Annotated in this window: 12 protein-coding genes; 6 read left to right on the top strand and 6 right to left on the bottom strand. The window is 71.5% G+C overall.

Annotated elements, in window-relative coordinates; translation table 11 throughout:
- Positions 1–20: 20 nt before the first annotated feature.
- The gene (locus E1212_RS30760; protein WP_203416747.1) at positions 21–2741 is read left to right on the top strand and encodes a S8 family serine peptidase; all 2721 of its coding nucleotides are present in this window, start codon (positions 21–23) and stop codon (positions 2739–2741) included.
- Between the two features lie 238 nt (positions 2742–2979).
- Here the strand turns inward: E1212_RS30760 and glgB are convergent, their stop codons facing one another.
- On the bottom strand, positions 2980–4854 hold the full coding sequence (glgB, locus tag E1212_RS11050; protein ID WP_131982278.1) for a 1,4-alpha-glucan branching protein GlgB: 1875 nt from the start codon (positions 4852–4854) through the stop codon (positions 2980–2982).
- An 83-nt stretch (positions 4855–4937) separates the two neighbouring features.
- Here glgB and E1212_RS11045 point away from each other — a divergent pair, with 83 nt between their 5' ends.
- A complete protein-coding gene (locus E1212_RS11045) occupies positions 4938–5984 on the top strand; it encodes a hypothetical protein (RefSeq protein ID WP_131982276.1) in 1047 nt (348 codons plus the stop codon).
- Here the strand turns inward: E1212_RS11045 and E1212_RS11040 are convergent.
- The 5 genes from E1212_RS11040 to E1212_RS11020 form a co-directional block, all read right to left on the bottom strand.
- The gene (locus E1212_RS11040) at positions 5977–6249 is read right to left on the bottom strand and encodes a hypothetical protein (RefSeq protein ID WP_131982274.1); all 273 of its coding nucleotides are present in this window, start codon (positions 6247–6249) and stop codon (positions 5977–5979) included. The two genes, E1212_RS11045 and E1212_RS11040, sit on opposite strands and share 8 nt — an antisense overlap.
- A 9-nt stretch (positions 6250–6258) precedes the next feature.
- The gene (locus E1212_RS11035; RefSeq protein WP_131982272.1) at positions 6259–8292 is read right to left on the bottom strand and encodes a hypothetical protein; all 2034 of its coding nucleotides are present in this window, start codon (positions 8290–8292) and stop codon (positions 6259–6261) included.
- A 47-nt stretch (positions 8293–8339) separates the two neighbouring features.
- A complete protein-coding gene (locus tag E1212_RS11030; protein ID WP_203416746.1) occupies positions 8340–9740 on the bottom strand; it encodes a maltokinase N-terminal cap-like domain-containing protein in 1401 nt (466 codons plus the stop codon).
- On the bottom strand, positions 9737–11461 hold the full coding sequence (gene treS / locus E1212_RS11025) for a maltose alpha-D-glucosyltransferase (RefSeq protein WP_131982270.1): 1725 nt from the start codon (positions 11459–11461) through the stop codon (positions 9737–9739). Before treS ends, E1212_RS11030 begins: the two co-directional genes overlap by 4 nt.
- Positions 11462–11934: 473 nt before the next feature.
- The gene (locus tag E1212_RS11020; RefSeq protein ID WP_131982268.1) at positions 11935–12603 is read right to left on the bottom strand and encodes a DUF305 domain-containing protein; all 669 of its coding nucleotides are present in this window, start codon (positions 12601–12603) and stop codon (positions 11935–11937) included.
- Between the two features lie 188 nt (positions 12604–12791).
- On the opposite strand from E1212_RS11020, the gene E1212_RS11015 reads away from it, so the two are divergent.
- From E1212_RS11015 to E1212_RS11005, 4 genes are all read left to right on the top strand, one after another.
- Positions 12792–14315: an LVIVD repeat-containing protein gene (locus E1212_RS11015; RefSeq protein ID WP_131982266.1), complete on the top strand. Its 1524-nt coding sequence runs from the start codon at positions 12792–12794 to the stop codon at positions 14313–14315.
- 112 nt (positions 14316–14427) lie between these two features.
- Complete coding sequence (glgP, locus tag E1212_RS11010) at positions 14428–16977, top strand: alpha-glucan family phosphorylase (protein WP_131982264.1); 2550 nt, start codon at positions 14428–14430, stop codon at positions 16975–16977.
- Positions 16978–17685: 708 nt separating this feature from the next.
- Positions 17686–17844: a hypothetical protein gene (locus E1212_RS29400; RefSeq protein ID WP_162605424.1), complete on the top strand. Its 159-nt coding sequence runs from the start codon at positions 17686–17688 to the stop codon at positions 17842–17844.
- A 30-nt stretch (positions 17845–17874) separates the two neighbouring features.
- Positions 17875–18093 carry a PDDEXK family nuclease gene (locus E1212_RS11005; RefSeq protein ID WP_131982262.1) on the top strand — a complete coding sequence of 73 codons (219 nt, stop codon included), beginning with the start codon at positions 17875–17877 and terminating at the stop codon, positions 18091–18093.
- Positions 18094–18097: the final 4 nt, after the last annotated feature.

Below are 18097 nucleotides of genomic sequence, written 5' to 3'. Positions count from 1 at the left end.
GAGCGCCGGGGAGGCACACCGTGACCCGGCGTGCAGGCCTCGCCGCCACCGCCGGAGTGGCGCTGGTGGCAGGAACGCTCGGGACCGTCGCGGCCGGCTCGGCCGCCCAGGCCGACGAGGACGGCTACCTGGGTAACCTCTCGGAGCTGGCCGGCCTGCCGGAGCCCACGGACGAGCTGATCCACGAGCCCACCGGCGCCTGGTTCGTCGAGCTGACCGCGAAGCCCGTGGCCGACGGCGGGAGCCGTGCGGCGGCCGAGCAGCAGCAGGACCGGTTCCTCGCGCAGGCCGAGGCCCAGGGCGCCGACCTGGACGTCCGCTACACCTACGACCGGCTGTGGAACGGCCTGTCGGTGTCGGCGTCCGAGGCCGACATCACCCGGCTGGCCGGCTCCGCCGAGGTCGCCGCGGTGTACCCCGTCGTCACCATCGACGCGCCCGACCCCGCCACGACGGAACCCGCCATGGACTCCGCGCTCGGCATGACCGGCGCCGACGTCGCGCAGAGCGAGCTCGGCTTCACCGGCGACGGCCTCCGGGTCGCCGTCATCGACACCGGCATCGACATCGACCATCCCGACCTCGGCGGTGGCGGCGCGCCCGGTGGGACGTCGTTCCCGAGCGGCCGCGTCGTGGCCGGCTACGACTTCGTCGGCGACGACTACAACGCCGACGACACCTCGGCCGCATATCAACCGGTCGCACGGCCCGACGACAACCCGGACGACTGCAATGGACACGGCAGTCACGTCGCCGGCATCGTGGGCGCGAGCGGTGACACCGCCACCGATGGCGTCCTCGGCGTGGCCCCGGACGTCGAGTTCGGCGCCTACCGCGTGTTCGGCTGCGGCGGCTCGACCACGTCGGACATCATCCTCGCCGCGCTCGAGCGGGCGCATGCCGACGACATGGACGTCGTGAACATGAGCCTCGGCGCCGGGTTCGTCACCTGGCCCGAGTACCCGACGGCGACGGCGAGCGACGCGCTCGTGGACGCCGGCGTGGTCGTCGTCGCCTCGATCGGCAACAACGGCGCGGCCGGCTCCTGGTCCGCGGGCGCGCCCGGCGTCGGCGAGAAGGTCATCGGCGTCGCGTCGTTCGACAACACCGAGTACGACGCACGGATGTTCACCGTCACCCCCGACGGCCGCGAGTTCGGCTACGCCGAGGCGGCCGGGTCGCCGTCGGCGCCGACCGAGGGCAGCCTGCCCATGTCGCGCACCGGCACACCGGCCTCGACGGCCGACGCCTGCACGGCCACCGGCGCGCTGCCCGACCTCAGCGGCACCGTCGCGCTGATCGAGCGCGGCACCTGCCCGTTCTACGAGAAGGCGCGCAACGCCCAGCAGGCCGGGGCCGCCGCCGTCATCCTCTACAACAACGTGCCCGGCGCGCTCTCGCCGACGGTGGCTCCGCCGTCGCCGGCCGACCCGCCGATCACCATCCCCGTCGTCGCGGTCCCGCAGGACGACGGCGTCGAGCTGGACGGCCGCATCGCCGCCGGCGCCACGACGCTGACCTGGACCGACGAGACCACCACGATCGAGAACACGACCGCCGGGCTGGTCTCGTCGTTCAGCTCCTACGGCATGGCGTCGGACCTGTCGCTGAAGCCGGACCTCGGCGCGCCGGGCGGGCTGATCCGCTCGACCTACCCGCTCGAGGACGACGGGTACGCCGTCATCTCCGGCACCTCGATGGCGTCGCCGCACGTGGCCGGCGCGGTCGCCCTGCTGCTGCAGGCGCACCCGTCCCTCACCCCGGCCGAGGTCCGCGACGTGCTGCAGAACAGCGCCGACCCGGCCGACTGGTCGCTGGTCCCCGGCGCCGGGTACCTCGAGCCGGCGCACCGCCAGGGCGCGGGCATGCTCGACATCGACGACGCGATCCTGTCGCCGGTCGCGGTGGCGCCCGGCAAGCTGTCGCTGGGCGAGAGCGAGGCGGGCCCGTCGACGCGGACGCTGACCCTCACGAACGACGGCGACAGTGCGGTCACGTACGAGCTGTCGCACGCCGACGGCATCAGCACCGCGGGCGCGCCGAACAACCCGGGCTTCTTCGAGGGCGGCGCGACGGTCGCGTTCTCCGCTCCGTCGGTGACGGTGCCGGCCGGCGGTTCTGCGTCCGTGGAGGTGACGGTGACCGCTCCGGCCGAGCCCGCGCTGGGGCAGTACGGCGGCTGGGTGGTCCTGACCCCGGCCGACGGTCAGCCGCTGCGGGTGCCGTTCGCCGGCTTCGTCGGCGACTACCAGCAGCTGCCGATCCTGACCGACGCCGGCGCCGGGCTGCCGGGGCTGGCCGACGTCACGGCCTGCCAGCGCTACGTCGGCGTCAACTGCACCATGGGCGGCCAGTTCGCACTGCTGCCCGACGGCGCGACGTTCTCGATGACCGAGGGCGACTACCCGGTCGTCGTCGCGCATCTGGAGCACGCGGCGCAGAACCTGTCGCTACAGCTGTTCCACGCCAAGGCCGACGGCACCCCGGGCCGCCCGTACGCGGGCCGGCTGAACACGGTGTTCTCCGAGGACTACGTCGGGCGCAGCGGCGCGGCGACGGCGTTCAACGCCTACACCTGGGACGGCACCCGGCCGCGCGGCAGCGGCACCGACGGGCGGGTGGAGGTGCCCGACGGCCGCTACGTCCTGCGGCTGACGGCCACCAAGCCGCTCGGCGACCCGTCCAACCCGGCCCACGTCGAGACCTGGGACTCCCCGGTCATCGTCGTGGACCGGGACTGACGCACGTCCCGAAGGGCGCCGTCACCCGACCCCGGGTGACGGCGCCCGGCCCCGAAATGATCACGTTCAGCGCGAAATCGCGTGCTGGACTACGCCTGCAACCGTGGTGACGCTCGGGTAATCCTCATGACGTTCGCGGCAACGCTGTCCCTGTGGGCCAACGGCCCGCCATGAGGATGACCCGAGCATCATGAGGCTTGCGATCGTAGTGCGACACGGAATTGCGTGCTGAACGTGATCATCTCGTGGCGGGGCGGAGCCAGAGGGTGCCGAGCGGCGGGACGCGGAGCTCGACCGAGGCCGGGCGGCCGTGCCAGGGCTGCTCGACGGCGAGGACCTCGCCGAGGTTGCCGACCCCTGAGCCGCCGTACAGCTCCGCGTCGGTGTTGAGGACCTCGGTCCACGGACCCGCGTGCGGCAGGCCGACCCGGTAGCCCTCGTGCGGCACGGCGGAGAAGTTCGCCACGCACACCAGCAGCTCGCCGTCGGGGCCGTGGCGCAGGAACGAGAACACATTGCCGGGCGCGTCGTTGGCGTCGATCCACTCGAAGCCGGCCGGGTCCGTATCGAGCGCCCAGAGCTCCGGCCCGGCCCGGTACAGCCCGTTGAGGTCGGTGACCAGCCGCTGCAGCCCCGCGTGGCCGTGGCGGTCGAGCAGCCACCACTCGAGCTCCTGCGACTCGGCCCACTCCGACTCCTGGCCGAACTCGCAGCCCATGAAGAGCAGTTGCTTGCCGGGGTGCGCCCACATGAAGGCGTAGAACGCGCGCAGGTTGGCCAGCTGCTGCCACCGGTCGCCGGGCATCTTGCCGAGCAGCGACCCCTTGCCGTGGACGACCTCGTCGTGGGAGAGGGGGAGGATGAAGTTCTCGCTGAACGCGTACATCATCGAGAACGTCATCTGGTGGTGGTGGTACTGCCGGTGGATCGGGTCGCGCGACACGTAGGCCAGCGAGTCATGCATCCAGCCCATGTTCCACTTCAGCCCGAACCCGAGCCCCCCGAGGTGGGTCGGACGGGTGACGCCCGGCCAGGCGGTGGACTCTTCGGCGATGGTGACGATGCCCGGCACCGAGCGGTACGCCGTCGCGTTGGTCTCTTGCAGGAACGCGATGGCGTCGAGGTTCTCGCGGCCGCCGTGCGAGTTGGGCAGCCAGGCGCCCTCGGGCCGGGAGTAGTCGAGGTAGAGCATCGAGGCGACGGCGTCGACCCGCAGCCCGTCGATGTGGTACTCCGTCAGCCAGTACAGCGCATTGGCCACCAGGAAGTTGCGCACCTCGGGCCGGCCGAAGTCGAAGACGTAGGTGCCCCAGTCGGGGTGCTCGCCGCGGCGGGGGTCGGCATGCTCGTAGAGCGGCGTGCCGTCGAAGCGGGCCAGCGCCCAGTCGTCGCGGGGGAAGTGCGCCGGCACCCAGTCGAGCAGCACGCCGATGCCGGCCTGGTGCAGGGTGTCGACGAGGAACTTGAAATCGTCGGGGTGGCCGAACCGCGACGTCGGTGCGTAGTAGGACGTCACCTGGTAGCCCCACGACCCGCCGAACGGGTGCTCCGCGACGGGGAGCAGCTCGACGTGGGTGAAGCCGAGCTCGGTGACGTACGCGGCCAGCTCGACGGCCAGCTCGCGGTAGGACCGCCCGCGACGCCACGACCCGAGATGGACCTCGTAGACCGACATCGGTTGCGCGTGCAGCGAGCTCGGCCGCCGCGCCAGCCAGACCTCGTCGTTCCACTCGTAGTGGGAGCGGTGGACGATGGACGCCTGCGCGGGCGGCACCTCGGTGCGCAGCGCCATGGGGTCGGCCTTGTCGCGCCAGCGGCCGTCGGCGCCGTGGACCTTGTACTTGTACAGCGCGCCGTCGCCCACACCGGGGACGAACAGCCCCCACACGCCGCCGCCCAGCCGCGACATGGCGTGGCCGCCGCCGTGCCAGCCGTTGAACTCGCCCACCACCTGCACCTGCCGGGCGTTCGGCGCCCAGACCGTGAAGGCGGTCCCTTCGACGCCGTCGATGGACGTGACCCGCGCGCCCAGCACCTCCCAGAGCCGCTCGTGCCTGCCCTCGCCGATCAGATGGAGGTCGACCTCACCGAGAAGTCGCTGCGCGTCGATCATTCCTCGAGCCTATCGGCCCGCCGCACCCTCGTCCGGCCCGATGAGCCGGGCCCGCCCCCGCGGGACGGGTACGGTTGGGTCTCGTGCGTGCTGTGCGAGTGGCGGCGGTCCTGGCCGCGATCCTGCTGACGGCGACGGCGTGTGACGGCGGGCGTGACGACCCCGGCGACGAACCCACCAACGACTCGAGCGAGACCGGCGCCACCGCGCCGGCGGGCATCCCCGACGTGGTCGCGGGCCGGCTGACCCGCATCCTGGGCAACGGCGGCACCGAGGCGCTGCGCGACACCGCCTACGTCCCCGGCACCCGGCTGTCCGAGCCCGTGCTGGTCGCCACCGGTCCGGACGGGGAGCTGATCGGGCTGCAGCGCCGGCAGGAGGGCCTGTTCACCGTGTCGCCCGACGGCACTGTGCAGCCGGTCTCGGGCGACGCGAGCGTCGCCTTCCCCGACGCGCCGCTGGCGGCGCTCGTCGGCACCGAGGCGCTGCTGGTGCTGACCGGCACCGACGGGGGAACGATCGGCCGTGTCGGCCTGGCCGACGGCGCCTTCAGCGCGCTGACGACGCTTCCCGGCGGGCCGGCCGACGGCTTCGCCGGCGCCATCCTGGACCTGCCCGGCGGCACCTACGTGCAGTGGGGCGCGAGTTGGTGGACGCTGACCGGCCCTGCCGACGCGCCCACCGGCGCCGAGCCGGCCACCCCGCCGGTCGACGGCAGCGTCGTCGCGGCCCGCACGGCCGCCGGCGTCGCCGTCCTCACCGCCGGCGAGCTGGTGCTGCTCGACGAGTCGCTGCAAGAGACCGGCCGCTACCCGTGGACGCAGCCCGACGAGGCCATCGGCTCCGTCACGGCGGCCACCGGTGACGGCGGCGACGGCCTCATCGTCACCACCAGCGAACGCGAGGGCGGCTCCGTCGTCCACGTCACCGCCGACGGCGCCACCGTGCTCGCCACCGGGTTCAAGCCCGACGACACCACCCCGTCCACCGACTGCGACAACGCCGACACCGAGGCGCTGCACGCGCACCTGGCCCAGCCGCTGTCGGTCGCGGTCTGGGAGGGCCGGGTCGTCGTCGCCGACCAGCGCTGCAACAGCGTGCTGCAGCTGGGACTGCCCGCCGTCAGTTGACGGCGCCCGCCGAGCTCTCGCGCTGCCACTCGCGCGCGTTGGCCCGGGCCGTCTCGATCGCCTCGTCGAGCGGGGTGCCGAGGCTGTTCCTGGCGTCGGTGACGAAGCCGTTGAGGTCGGTCTCCCAGGACGTGGCCATGGGGCCGGTCCACGTCTCGGAGCCCACCAGGTTGAGCACGGCCTGGATGGCCTCCTCGATGTCGCCGGCCGCCGTGGTGACGATGCTCATCGACTCGTTGCATTCCTGCACGAAGGGAATGGGCATGGCGGGCTCCTACTCGGGGGGCGTGAAGCGGTCGTCGTCGGGGGCGAACTCGCCGGTGGCGTCGTTGAAACCCTGGTTCGCGTCGTCGGCGATCTGCTGCCACTCGCGCGGCCGCTCGGCCCACCAGCGGTCGAACTCGAGCTGCTCCGCCTCGGTGGCCGGCGCGATGACGCCGTCGTGCACGAACGACGGCGGCGGGTCACCCAGCGTGTAGGCGCCGGAGTTCACGAAGCCCTGGGCGACGTACTGCCGCATGTCGGAGAGGTCCTGCATCATCGTGTACTGGGTGTCGTCGGCGACGTTGTCGGCGTTGTCGGTCGGGAACAGGTTCTCCTTCTGCGAGCCACCGGCCGCCGTGGCCAGCGAGCGCAGGAACTCCGCGGCCTCGCCGCCCAGCGGGATCGCCTCGAGGACGTCCTTGGTGACCTCGAAGTAGATCTGGTTCTGCTTGTTCCTGGCGTCCAGCGCCTCGGCCTCGGTGAAGCGTTGATCGGCGAAGACGATGGAGACCATGCCGTTGAGATAGCCGAACTGAGTGAGGATGTCCGGCGCGTCCGGGTCGGGTGGCGTGGTCGAGACGAGCTGTGCCGCGGCGGTGAGCTGGCCCTGGATGGCGCCGCGGAACGCCCCGGCCGCCTCGGGGTCGGTCATGAACGCCTTCATGAAGCCGTTCATGATGGCGGTGTTCGACTGCAGCGAGTAGGTGCCGTCGGGGTTGCGGACGACGCCGTGCATGTCGACGTCGTGCTGTGCCGTCGACGCGGCCATGTCGGGGGCGTACGTGGTGCCGACGACGGCCATGGCCTCGGCCAGCGACGACGGCAGCTCGGGGTACTGCTCCTTGTCGTAGTCGCTGCGCTCGCGGCGGCTGAGGTCGTAGCCGGCCTGGAAGACGTTGGCCGCCGCCTGCGCGGACTGCTCGCCCTGCTCGGGGCCGCGGTCCTGGGTGCCGGCGATGAGCACGCCGGCGGCCGGCGCGCTGTCGTCGTGGCCGAGGTCGCCCGGCGTCTGCCAGTCGTAGTCGATGAGTCGCTGCGCGTTCTGCAGGCCGTCCTCGCCGGTGAGCAGCAGCCGGCTGGCCTCGGGGTTCTGCCCGGTGCGGTTGAGGATGGAGTTGACGGGGTCGAACTGCTGGATGAGGTCGATGCCGCGGTTGGCGTCGTCGCGGTTGGTGTCGATGTAGCTGACGTCGATGCCGAGCGCCGTCCACCAGTCGTCGTCGTTCTGCACCCAGCCGCTGGGGACGTAGCCGGTGCCGACCACACCGCCCGCGCTGTACGACGGCCGGGGCGGGTCGTTGCGCTCGCGCCACTCGAGCGCGTTGTCGGCGACGGTGCGCAGGAACGTCGAGCCGTACTGGTCGCCGCCCGGCCCGTACTGCATCATGATGCCGTTCTGCAGCGTGTTGTCGACCGAGCTCAGCGGGTCGAGTGCGCCCTGGGCGAGCGTGACCTGCCCGCCCTCGCTGAACCGGCTGACCGCCGCGACGCCGGTGCTGAACAGCCGCAGGCGGTTCTGGTTCTGGTCCGACGGCGGTACGCCTTGCTCGACGATCTGCCGATTCATGGTGGTGATGACCTCGGCGCCGCCGGCGTTGAAGAACGCCTGCAGGTAGGCGGGGTCGTCGGCGTGCGCCTCCATGGCCTCGGCGGCCTCGCGCTGGGCGGCGTCGCGCTGGGCGGGGTCCTCGCTGTTCATCTGCGAGCGCAGGTCGGCGGCGTCGCGCGCGCCCTCGGTGGCCATGTCTTGCGCGGTGACCTCGAACGGCACCTGGAACATGGTGGGCGCCGGGGTACCCGTCTGGCTCACCCGCGGCTGGTTGGCCGCGGTGGCCGCGAGGTCGGCGCGGTCGAACATGGGCCGCCACTGGTCGTCGAGCCAGTCGGCCAGTGCGGTGAGCTTCGCGCCGCTGAAGGTGGCGTCCCAGCCGTCGAGGCCGTTGACGATGGTGGGCGTCTTCTCGCGCACGGTGGTGGCCGCTGCTTGCAGCTTGCGGGCCAGGTCACGAAGGCGGTCCGGGTGCACGGACACGTACTCCGTCATCCACACTCCTTACCGGTCAGGTGCCCACGGAGAGCCTATCGTGCGGGTCAGACGGACTGCGCCAGTCGCTCGACGGCGGCGAGCGGGATGGGCAGCCAGCTGGGCCGCCGCCGCGCCTCGAAGACCACTTCGTAGACGGCGGTGTCGGTCTCGTAGGCCGCCAGCAGCTCGAGGTCGCCGCGCGGGTCGAGCTGCGCCGCCGACGCGTAGCCGTTGCAGAACGCCTCGCTGTTGCGCTGCGCCCACTCCTGCGCGCGGTAGAGGACCTGCTCGTGCGCGGGGTCCTCGGGCGGGTGGTCGCTGACCACCAGGTGCCGGGCGGCGTAGTCGAACGAGCGCAGCATCTGGGCGATGTCGCGCAGCGGCGAGTGCATGGCCCGCCGCTCCTCGACCGGTGCCATCAGCTCGCCCTCGAAGTCGACCAGCTTCCAGCCCAGGACCGTGCGCAACACCTGCCCCAGGTGGTAGCTGCCGTGGATGCGCTGGACGGGGACCGGCTCGGTGCGAGTGCGCAGGACGTCGTAGTGGGCGCGCAGCCCCGCCGCGAACGGCTCCAGCTCGGGCACCGTGGCGACCGCGCGGTCGAGCCGGCCGGTCATGGCGTCGGCCAGGCTGTGCAGGTGCGACGGCGCCATGGTGGCGGTGGGCAGCACCTCGGCCAGCGTCTCGTGCACGCGCGCCGTCGCCATGCCCAGGCGGTACGCCTCGGCGGCGAAGTCGCCGCCCACCTCGTCGGCGTGCAGGTCGCCCTCGGCGAAGAGGTCGCGGACGCTCGCCGTGGCCAGCGCCCAGCCGTCGGACGCCGTGGTGAGGTAGCCGCGCAGCATCGCCAGGCTGCCCGTGAGCTCCACACCGTCGTCGCCGGCCCAGTCGCCGTCGATCCAGCCGAGCAGCGGCGCGACCAGCGTGCAGCCGGCGTCGCTGAGCGCCTCGTGCAGCTCGACGTCGGGATTGAGGCCGGGGTCGACGCGGCGGAACACCTTGAGCAGCGCGGCGTCGCCGTAGGCGAGGCTGGTGTTGTGGTGCTCGCCGGGCAGCACCAGCGACTGGTCGCCGTAGGGCACCTTGACGTCGGGGCGCACGTGGAAGCGCAGGCCGTCGAGCGCCGGCGCGTCGTCGGCGAAGTGGGCCAGCAGCGCGGCCGTCGCCTCCTTGTCGTGCAGCGCGTCGTAGACGTGGCCCTCGTCGGTGCGGCCCAGATGGACGTGGTCGAGCCGGTCGGAGCGCTCGGCGCGGATCGACAGCGGCACCTGGTAGACGTCGACGCCGTCGTGGTGGGTCACCTCGGCCAGCAGGTGCCACACCCGCGGCTCGGCGTCGTGCAGCAGCGTGGCCGCCACCGGGCGCACGGTGAGCGGGCCCGTGCGGGCCCCGGTGAACCAGTGCTGGTGACGCAGCCACTCGGGCAGCAGCGCCACCGCCTCGGACAACCGCTTGTCGCCGATCACGGCATCGACTCCTCCGGCAGCTTGGCCAGCCGGAACCAGTAGAACCCGTGCGACCCCAGTGTGAGCAGGTACGGGAGTTCGCCGATGGCGGGGAAGCGCACGTTGCCGAGCAGCTCGACCGGCTGCATGCCCTCGTAGCGGCGCAGGTCCAGCTCGACCGGCTGCGGGAAGCGGGACAGGTTGTTGACGCACAGGACGATGTCGTCGCCGAACGTGCGCACGTAGCTGAGCACCGTCGGGTTCGACCCGCCGAGGTCGACGAAGTCGCCCAGTCCGAACGCCGGGTTCTGCTTGCGCACCTCGACCATGCGCTGGGTCCAGTGCAGCAGCGACGACTTGTTCGCCAGCTGCGACTCGACGTTGGTGACCTGGTAGCCGTAGACGGCGTCCATGACCACCGGGAGGTCGAGCCGGCCGGGGTCGGCGGTGGAGAAGCCTGCGTTGCGGTCGGGCGTCCACTGCATGGGCGTGCGGACAGCGTCGCGGTCGCCCAGCCAGATGTTGTCGCCCATGCCGATCTCGTCGCCGTAGTAGAGGACGGGGGAGCCCGGCAGCGACAGCAGCAGCGCGTTGAACAGCTTGATCTGGTTCATGTCGTTCTCGAGCAGCGGCGCGAGACGCCGGCGGATGCCCAGGTTGGCCTTCATCCGCGGGTCCTTGGCGTACTCGGACCACATGTAGTCGCGCTCTTCGTCGGTGACCATCTCGAGCGTGAGCTCGTCGTGGTTGCGCAGGAACACGCCCCACTGGCAGCCCGACGGGATCTGCGGCGTCTGCGCCATGATCTCGCTGATCGGGTAGCGCGACTCGCGCCGCACCGCCATGAAGATGCGCGGCATGACGGGGAAGTTGAACGCCATGTGGCACTCGTCGCCGCCGACGTCGGGGTCGCCGAAGTACTCGACGACCTCGCTGGGCCACTGGTTCGCCTCGCACAGCAGGACGGTGTCGGGGAACTCGTCGTCCATGACCTTGCGCACCTTCTTGAGGAAGGCGTGGGTCTCGGGCAGGCTCTCGCCGTTCGTCCCCTCCTTCTCGTAGAGGTACGTGACGGCGTCGAGCCGGAAGCCGTCGACCCCGAGGCGCAGCCAGAACCGGACGACGTCGAGCATCGCCTCGTGCACGGCCGGGTTCTCGAAGTTGAGGTCGGGCTGGTGGCTGAAGAAGCGGTGCCAGAAGTACTGCTTGCGCACCGGGTCGAACGTCCAGTTGGACGCCTCGGTGTCGCTGAAGATGATGCGGACGTCCGGGTAGCCGGTGTCGTCGTCGGCCCAGACGTAGAAGTCGCCGAACGGGCCGTCGGGGTCCTCGCGCGAGGACTGGAACCACGGGTGCTGGTCGCTGGTGTGGTTCATGACGAGGTCGGTCATGACCCGCATGCCGCGGCTGTGCGCGGCGGCGACGAACTGCGAGAAGTCCTCGAGCGTGCCGAACTCGGGCGCGACGTCCATGTAGGCGGCGACGTCGTAGCCGCCGTCGCGCAGCGGCGACGGGAAGAACGGCGGCAGCCACAGGCAGTCGACGCCCAGCCACTGCAGGTAGTCGAGCTTCTGCGTCAGGCCCTTGAGGTCGCCGAGGCCGTCGCCCTGGGAGTCGTAGAACGACCGCACCAGGACCTCGTAGAAGACGGCGCGCTTGAACCATTCGGGGTCGGTGCCCCGCGCGGGCAGCACCCAGCCGTGCCGCTCGGCCTGGGCGACCGGCGGCCGCGACTCGCTCATGGCCGGCACCATTCGATGGTAAGGGCGGCGGGGAGGGCGACCCCAGTGCCCGCTTGCGCCTGAAGGCGGGCCGGCGCGGTCGGTTCGCAGCGCACGATGACCTCTCGTGACGTCGTGATCGGGACATGGGGAAGGACGCGGCAACCCCGGTGCGGAGTTCCGGCCGGCGTTGTGCGGGTGGAGCAGGAGAAGATCAACGTGGTGTGTCGCGAGGGTGACGCGGACGTGTCGTGGCGGGGTGTGCCCGGCGAATGTTATTCGGCCGCGCGCGCTGTGGTCCAACCACTTCGCCGGACCTGCCGGACGGGCTCGTCCGGAGTCGGCGGCGCTGCCGTCTTCGGGTGACCTGACCTGCGATGACGCGATTCGGCGACACTGGTGGTTCGCTGTGGGCGAAGGCGCCCGGCGGGCACCCCGATGGGCTGGTTCGTCCCATTGTTCATACCTGCTCCGGCGCGATGCAAACGGCCCCCTCAGAGGCTGTCGAGGATCTCCCGCATCCGGTCGATCTCGATCCCTTGCGTGACGCTCACGTCCGTCGCCATGTCGATCGCGAGCTGGTCCGTACCTCCAGCCAGGGCGGCGGCCGCCATGTCGACGGCGCCGGCATGGTGCTGGCTCATGTAGGTGAGGAACAACTCGTCGAACTCGGCGCCGCTGGCGTTGGCGAGCTGGTCGAGCTGGAGCGGCGAGATCATCCCGGGCAGCGCGTGATCGTGCGTGGCGTCGGGGGCCGGGACCGGGAGGCCGCGCTGCTCCAGCCAGTTCTCCAGGGCGGTGATCTCCGGGCCCTGGCCGGCCATGATCCGGTCGGCCACCAGGATGACCCGCTCGTCCTGTGCGCGATCGGCCGCCAGCTCGGCCATCTCGAGCGCTTGCCGGTGGTGCGGGATCATCTGCTCGACGAAGCGCACGTCGGTCTCGGTGTAGCCGCCCTCGGTGATCTCGATCCCCTCGCCGGGCTCGATGGTGGCGGCGGTCTCGCCCGGCCGGCCCGGCGCGACGACCCGCGTGTCGGAGGTCGCCGTCGTCGTCGTGGCCGGGACGCCGCGGTCGGTGCCGTCGTCGCCGCTGCACCCGGCCAGCGCGAGCAGGGCGGCGGCCACGGCCGTCGTCGTCAGGCCGATGGTCACGCGCGGCATCGTTCCTCCTGGTGGCCGGGGACGGTCCGGCCCAGAGTAAGGCCTGGTCTCAGCTGGTCGGATCTTGTCATCAATCGGACACGTCGATGTTTCGCAGGAATGTGACAGAAGTATGGCCAACCTTGTCGGTTGTCGTTATTGTCGCCCTTGACCTTGATCGGCCCCTGTCCTCTCTACCCCGGTGAGGTATGCGCATGATCGGACATCGTTGGAGAAGGAGGGCCGCCGGCTTGGCCGTTGCCGCCCTCGTGAGCGGCGGTCTCGCCCTCACATCGATCGGGACCTCGGCCGCCGACGACGGCGAACTGCTGCGGGAGTCCACGGCGAGCGAGGAGTGCGCCAACGCCGACGCCATCGCCGGCACCGGCGACAACTTCGAGGAGAACTGCCTCACCGAGTCCGAGCTCGCCGAGATCGAGGAGTCCGTCGGTGCGGCGAGCATCCTCCCGGCGGGCGCGACGGCCGGCTCGCCGAACCTCACCCTGGCCTCGAACCTGCCGAAGGCGGGGCCGTTCGCCAACACGAGCGCGCTCAACTCCGACCTGGCGTTCCAGGGCAAGCACGTGTTCGCGGGCAACTACAACGGCTTCTCCGTCTACAACATCGAGAACCCGCGCAAGCCGGTGCTCGTCTCCCAGGTGCTGTGCCCGGGCTCGCAGAACGACATCACGGTCTACGGCGACCTGCTCTTCCTCTCGACCGACTCGCGCCGGACCGACGACTCCTGCCAGTCCCAGTCGCTCACCGCCCAGCAGGCAGCCGACCGCGGCTCCTACTGGGAGGGAATGAAGATCTTCGACATCAGCGACCTGCAGAACCCGCGGTACATCAAGTCCGTCGAGACCAAGTGCGGTTCGCACACCCACACGCTGGTGCCGGGCGATGACAGCGTCTACATCTACGTCTCGTCCTACGACACCAGCACGCTGCTGTCGGACTGCCAGCCGCCGCACGACCTGATCTCGATCATCGACGTGCCGCTCGACGATCCCACGTCGGCGCACGTCGCGGCCGAGCCGGTGCTCTTCCCCGACCCCGCGAACCAGGGCAGCGGCACCCGGGGCTGCCACGACATCACCGCCTACCCGCACCTCGGCCTGGCCGCCGGCGCCTGCATGGGTGACGGCATCGTCATGGACATCGCCGACCCGCTGAACCCGGTGATCCTCGACCAGGTGCGCGACCCGAACTTCGCGTTCTGGCACTCCGCCACGTTCAACAACGCCGGCACGTCGATCATCTTCACCGACGAGCTCGGCGGCGGCAGCGGCCCGACCTGTAACCCGACGGTCGGCCCCGTCCGCGGCGCCAACGCGATCTACACGTGGGACGGCGACTCGCTCGAGTTCGCGTCGTACTACAAGATCCCGCGCGAGCAGGCCAACACGGAGAACTGCGTGGCGCACAACGGCTCGCTCATCCCGGTGCCGGGCAAGGACATCTTCGTCCAGGCCTGGTACCAGGGCGGCATCTCGGTGTTCGACTTCACCGACCCGTACAACCCGACGGAGTTCGCCTGGTTCGACCGCGGCACGTTCGACGCCGAGGGCACCATCGCGGGCGCCTGGTCGACGTACTACTACAACGGGTACATCTACTCCAACGAGATCCAGCGCGGCTTCGACGTGTTCGACCTGCGCGACAAGCGGGTCGCGCCGGCCAAGGGCCAGCGCTACGACGAGTTCAACGTGCAGACGCAGCCGGTCTACTGACCGGGGCTGACATCGTCGTACATCGAACGGAAGCGAGCGGACGGCGACCTGGTCGCCGTCCGCTCGTCCGCCGGTAAGGCTCGTGTAACAGTCAGCGGATACCGTTGGCCGGGTGCGCGCGATCCGACGACTCATGGTCCGAACCGTTCTTCCCGAGCCGCTCGCAGCGCTCGGCGACCTCGTCACGAACCTCCGCTGGTCGTGGCACCAACCCACGCAGGACCTGTTCTCCGCCGTCGACCCGCGGCTGTGGGAGGAGGTCGGCCGCGACCCCGTCCGGCTGCTCGGCGAGGTCACGCCCGAGCGGCTTGCCGGACTGGCCACCGATCCGGCGTTCCTGGGCAGGGTGCAGGCGACCCGCGACGACCTGCAGCACTACCTGACCGAGGCGCGCTGGTACCAGGACCACGACGGCCGGGGGCCGCAGGGCGTGGCCTACTTCTCGCCGGAGTTCGGCATCACGCACGTCCTGCCGCAATACTCCGGCGGCCTCGGGATCCTGGCCGGCGACCACCTCAAGGCCGCCAGCGACCTCGGCGTCCCGATCATCGGCGTCGGGCTGCTCTACCGGCACGGGTACTTCGTGCAGTCGCTGTCGCGCGAGGGCTGGCAGCAGGAGCGCTACCCCGTCGTCGATCCGGACAACCTGCCGTTGGTCCGGCTGCGCGAGCCCGACGGCACGCCGGCGCACATCACCGTCGGCATGCCGGGCGGCCGGGTGCTCACCGCGGCCGTCTGGGTGGCGCAGGTCGGCCGGGTGCCGCTGCTGCTGCTCGACTCCTACATCGACGACAACGGCCCGGCCGAGCGCGACGTCACCGACCGTCTCTACGGCGGCAGCCGCGAGCACCGGCTGCTGCAGGAGCTGCTGCTGGGCGTCGGCGGCGTGCGGGCGGTGCGGGCGTACTGCCGCATCACGGGCGCACCGGCGCCGGAGGTCTTCCACACCAACGAGGGCCATGCCGGCTTCCTCGGGCTCGAGCGCATCCGCGAGCTGGTCGAGGAGCGCGGCCTCACCTACGAGGCGGCGCTCGAGTTCACCCGGGCCGGCACCGTGTTCACCACGCACACGCCGGTGCCCGCGGGCATCGACCGGTTCCCCATGGACCTCGTGAAGCAGCACTTCGGCGGCGACAACGCCAGCCCCGGCCTCGCCGTCGAGCAGATCCTGGCGCTCGGCGCCGAGGACTACGAGGGCGGTGACCCGTCGGTGTTCAACATGGCCGTCATGGGGTTGCGGCTCGCGGCCCGCGCCAACGGCGTCAGCACCCTGCACGGCGAGGTCAGCCGCGGCATGTTCGCCGGGCTGTGGCCGTCGTTCGACGAGCGCGAGGTGCCCATCGGCTCCATCACCAACGGTGTGCACGCGCCCACGTGGGTGGCGCCCGAGATCCTGCGCCTGGAGGAGAAGGCCGTCGCCGGCGGCGGCTGGAAGGACGCCACCGCCGCGGTCTCCGACGCCGACCTGTGGACCACGAAGCGGGCGCTGCGCCAGCGGCTGGTCGAGGCGGCGCGGACGCGGCTGCGCGAGGCGTGGCGCGGGCGCGGGGCGTCGGAGGCCGAGCTCGGCTGGATCGACGACGTCCTCGACCCCGGCGTCCTGACCATCGGGTTCGCCCGCCGGGTGCCGTCGTACAAGCGGCTCACGCTCATGCTGCGCGACCCCGCCCGGCTCAAGGCGCTGCTGCTGCACCCCGAGCGGCCGGTCCAGTTCGCCATCGCAGGCAAGGCGCACCCGGCCGACGACGGCGGCAAGCGGATGATCCAAGAGATGGTGCGATTCGCCGACGACCCCGAGATCCGGCACCGCATCGTGTTCCTGCCCGACTACGGCATCGCCATGGCGCAGGACCTCTACCCCGGCTGCGACGTGTGGCTGAACAACCCGCTGCGCCCGTACGAAGCCTGCGGGACGTCCGGCATGAAGGCGGCGCTCAACGCCGGGCTCAACCTGTCCGTCCGCGACGGCTGGTGGGACGAGTGGTCCGACGGCGTCAACGGCTGGGACATCCCGTCGGCCGAGGGCGTCGACGACCCCGAGTACCGCGACTCGATCGAGGCCACCGCGCTGTACGAGCTGCTCGAGAACGAGATCGGGCCGCGCTTCTACGACAACGACGCCGACGACATCCCCCGCCGCTGGGTCGAGCAGCTGCGCCACACGCTGACGACTCTGGGCCCGAAGGTGCAGGCCACGCGCATGGTCCGCGATTATGTCGAGGCGCTCTACACGCCGGCCGCGGAGTCCAGCCGCTCGCTCAACTCCGACTTCGGCGGCGCGGTGTCGCTGGCCGACTGGAAGGAGCGGGTCCGCGCGGCCTGGCCCCAGGTGAGCGTCGACCACGTCGAGACCACCGCCGTCGACACCTTCGAGCGCGGCCAGACGCTGCAGGTGCACGCCTTCGTGTCGCTGGGCTCGCTGACCCCGTCCGACGTCTCCGTCCAGGTCCTCCACGGCCCGGTCGACGACGGCGACAACCTGCGCGAGCCCGTGGTCACCCCCATGACCATGAGCGAGCGGTCCGACACCGGCGCCTACCGCTTCGACGGCGAGGTCCTGCTCGGCCGGACGGGGGCGTTCGGCTACACCGTCCGCGTCGTCCCGCAGCACCCGCTGCTCGAAGACGGCGCGGAGCTCGGCCTGGCCGCCCTCCCCGCCTGAATGGTTGAGGGATCGGTGTCGCCAGGGCGGCACCGATCCCTCAACCATCCGCGAGAGTTGTCCACAGGTTGCGCTGAGCTGATTTCCGTACGGCCATGCCACGAGGCAGGCTCGGCTCCGTGGCTCGTGTCGACGTGCTCCGGATCGCGGCGGTCCAGGACGGGTTGATCACCCGTGCCCAGGCGCTGGCGGCGGGCATGTCGCCGAGCGCACTGCGCCACGCCGTCCGCCCGGGCGGCCCGTGGCAGCGGGTGGTCCCGGGTGTGTACGCGACCTTCACCGGCCCGCTGCAGGACATCCACCGGCTGCGCACCGCGGAGCTCGTCGTGGGCGCCGATGGTCTGGTCACCGGGCCGTGGGCGTGCCGGTGGTGGGGTCTGCGTTACGGGCCCGAACCCGGCGAGCGGGTAGACGTGCTGCTCGACTTCCGGCGTGATCGCGGGAGCGTGGGATTCGTCCGGGTCATCCGCACGTCGCGGCTGCCTGAGCCGCGGCGGTGCCTCGACGAGGCGCGGTTCGAGGAACTGCGCCGGTCGGGACCGCCGCTGGAACTGGTCCTGGACGGCACCGTGGCGAGCCCGGGCGTGGTCACGCTGGTACCGCCGGCGCGCGCCGTCGTCGACACCGTCGTCCACGCACCGCGGCCGCTCGACCTGCGCGACGCGCGAGCGGTCATGTGCGAGGTGGTCCAGCGTCGGCGCGGCGACGGTGGCGGAACTGCGGGCCGAGGTGGCCGCCGCTCCGCGGCGCGGTGGTGCGACGGCTCGCCGCATCATCAAGGACATCGACGCCGGCTGCCGGTCGGCGCCGGAGTGCGAGCTGCGCGACCTGGTGCTCACGAGCCGGATACTGCCCGAACCGCGCTGAAACCGGCCGCTGCCGGGGCGACGCGGGATCGTGCCCGACGCCTGCTGGGCGCAGGCGCGCCTCGTGGTCGAGGTCGACTCGCGCAGCTTTCACGGCTTCGGCGACGCGCCGCGACGCACCGAGGAGCGGCGCGCCCGCTACGCCTCGCTGGGCTGGCGGGTACTGCCGGTCTCACCGGCGCGGCTGCGCGGCGAGCCGCACGCCGTCTTGCGGGAGATCGAGGCCGCCTACCTGGCCGGGCCGGCGTGATGGT

Source organism: Jiangella ureilytica (assembly GCF_004348545.1).
Lineage (GTDB): Bacteria > Actinomycetota > Actinomycetes > Jiangellales > Jiangellaceae > Jiangella > Jiangella ureilytica.
This window is presented reverse-complemented; position numbering and strand designations above follow the sequence as displayed.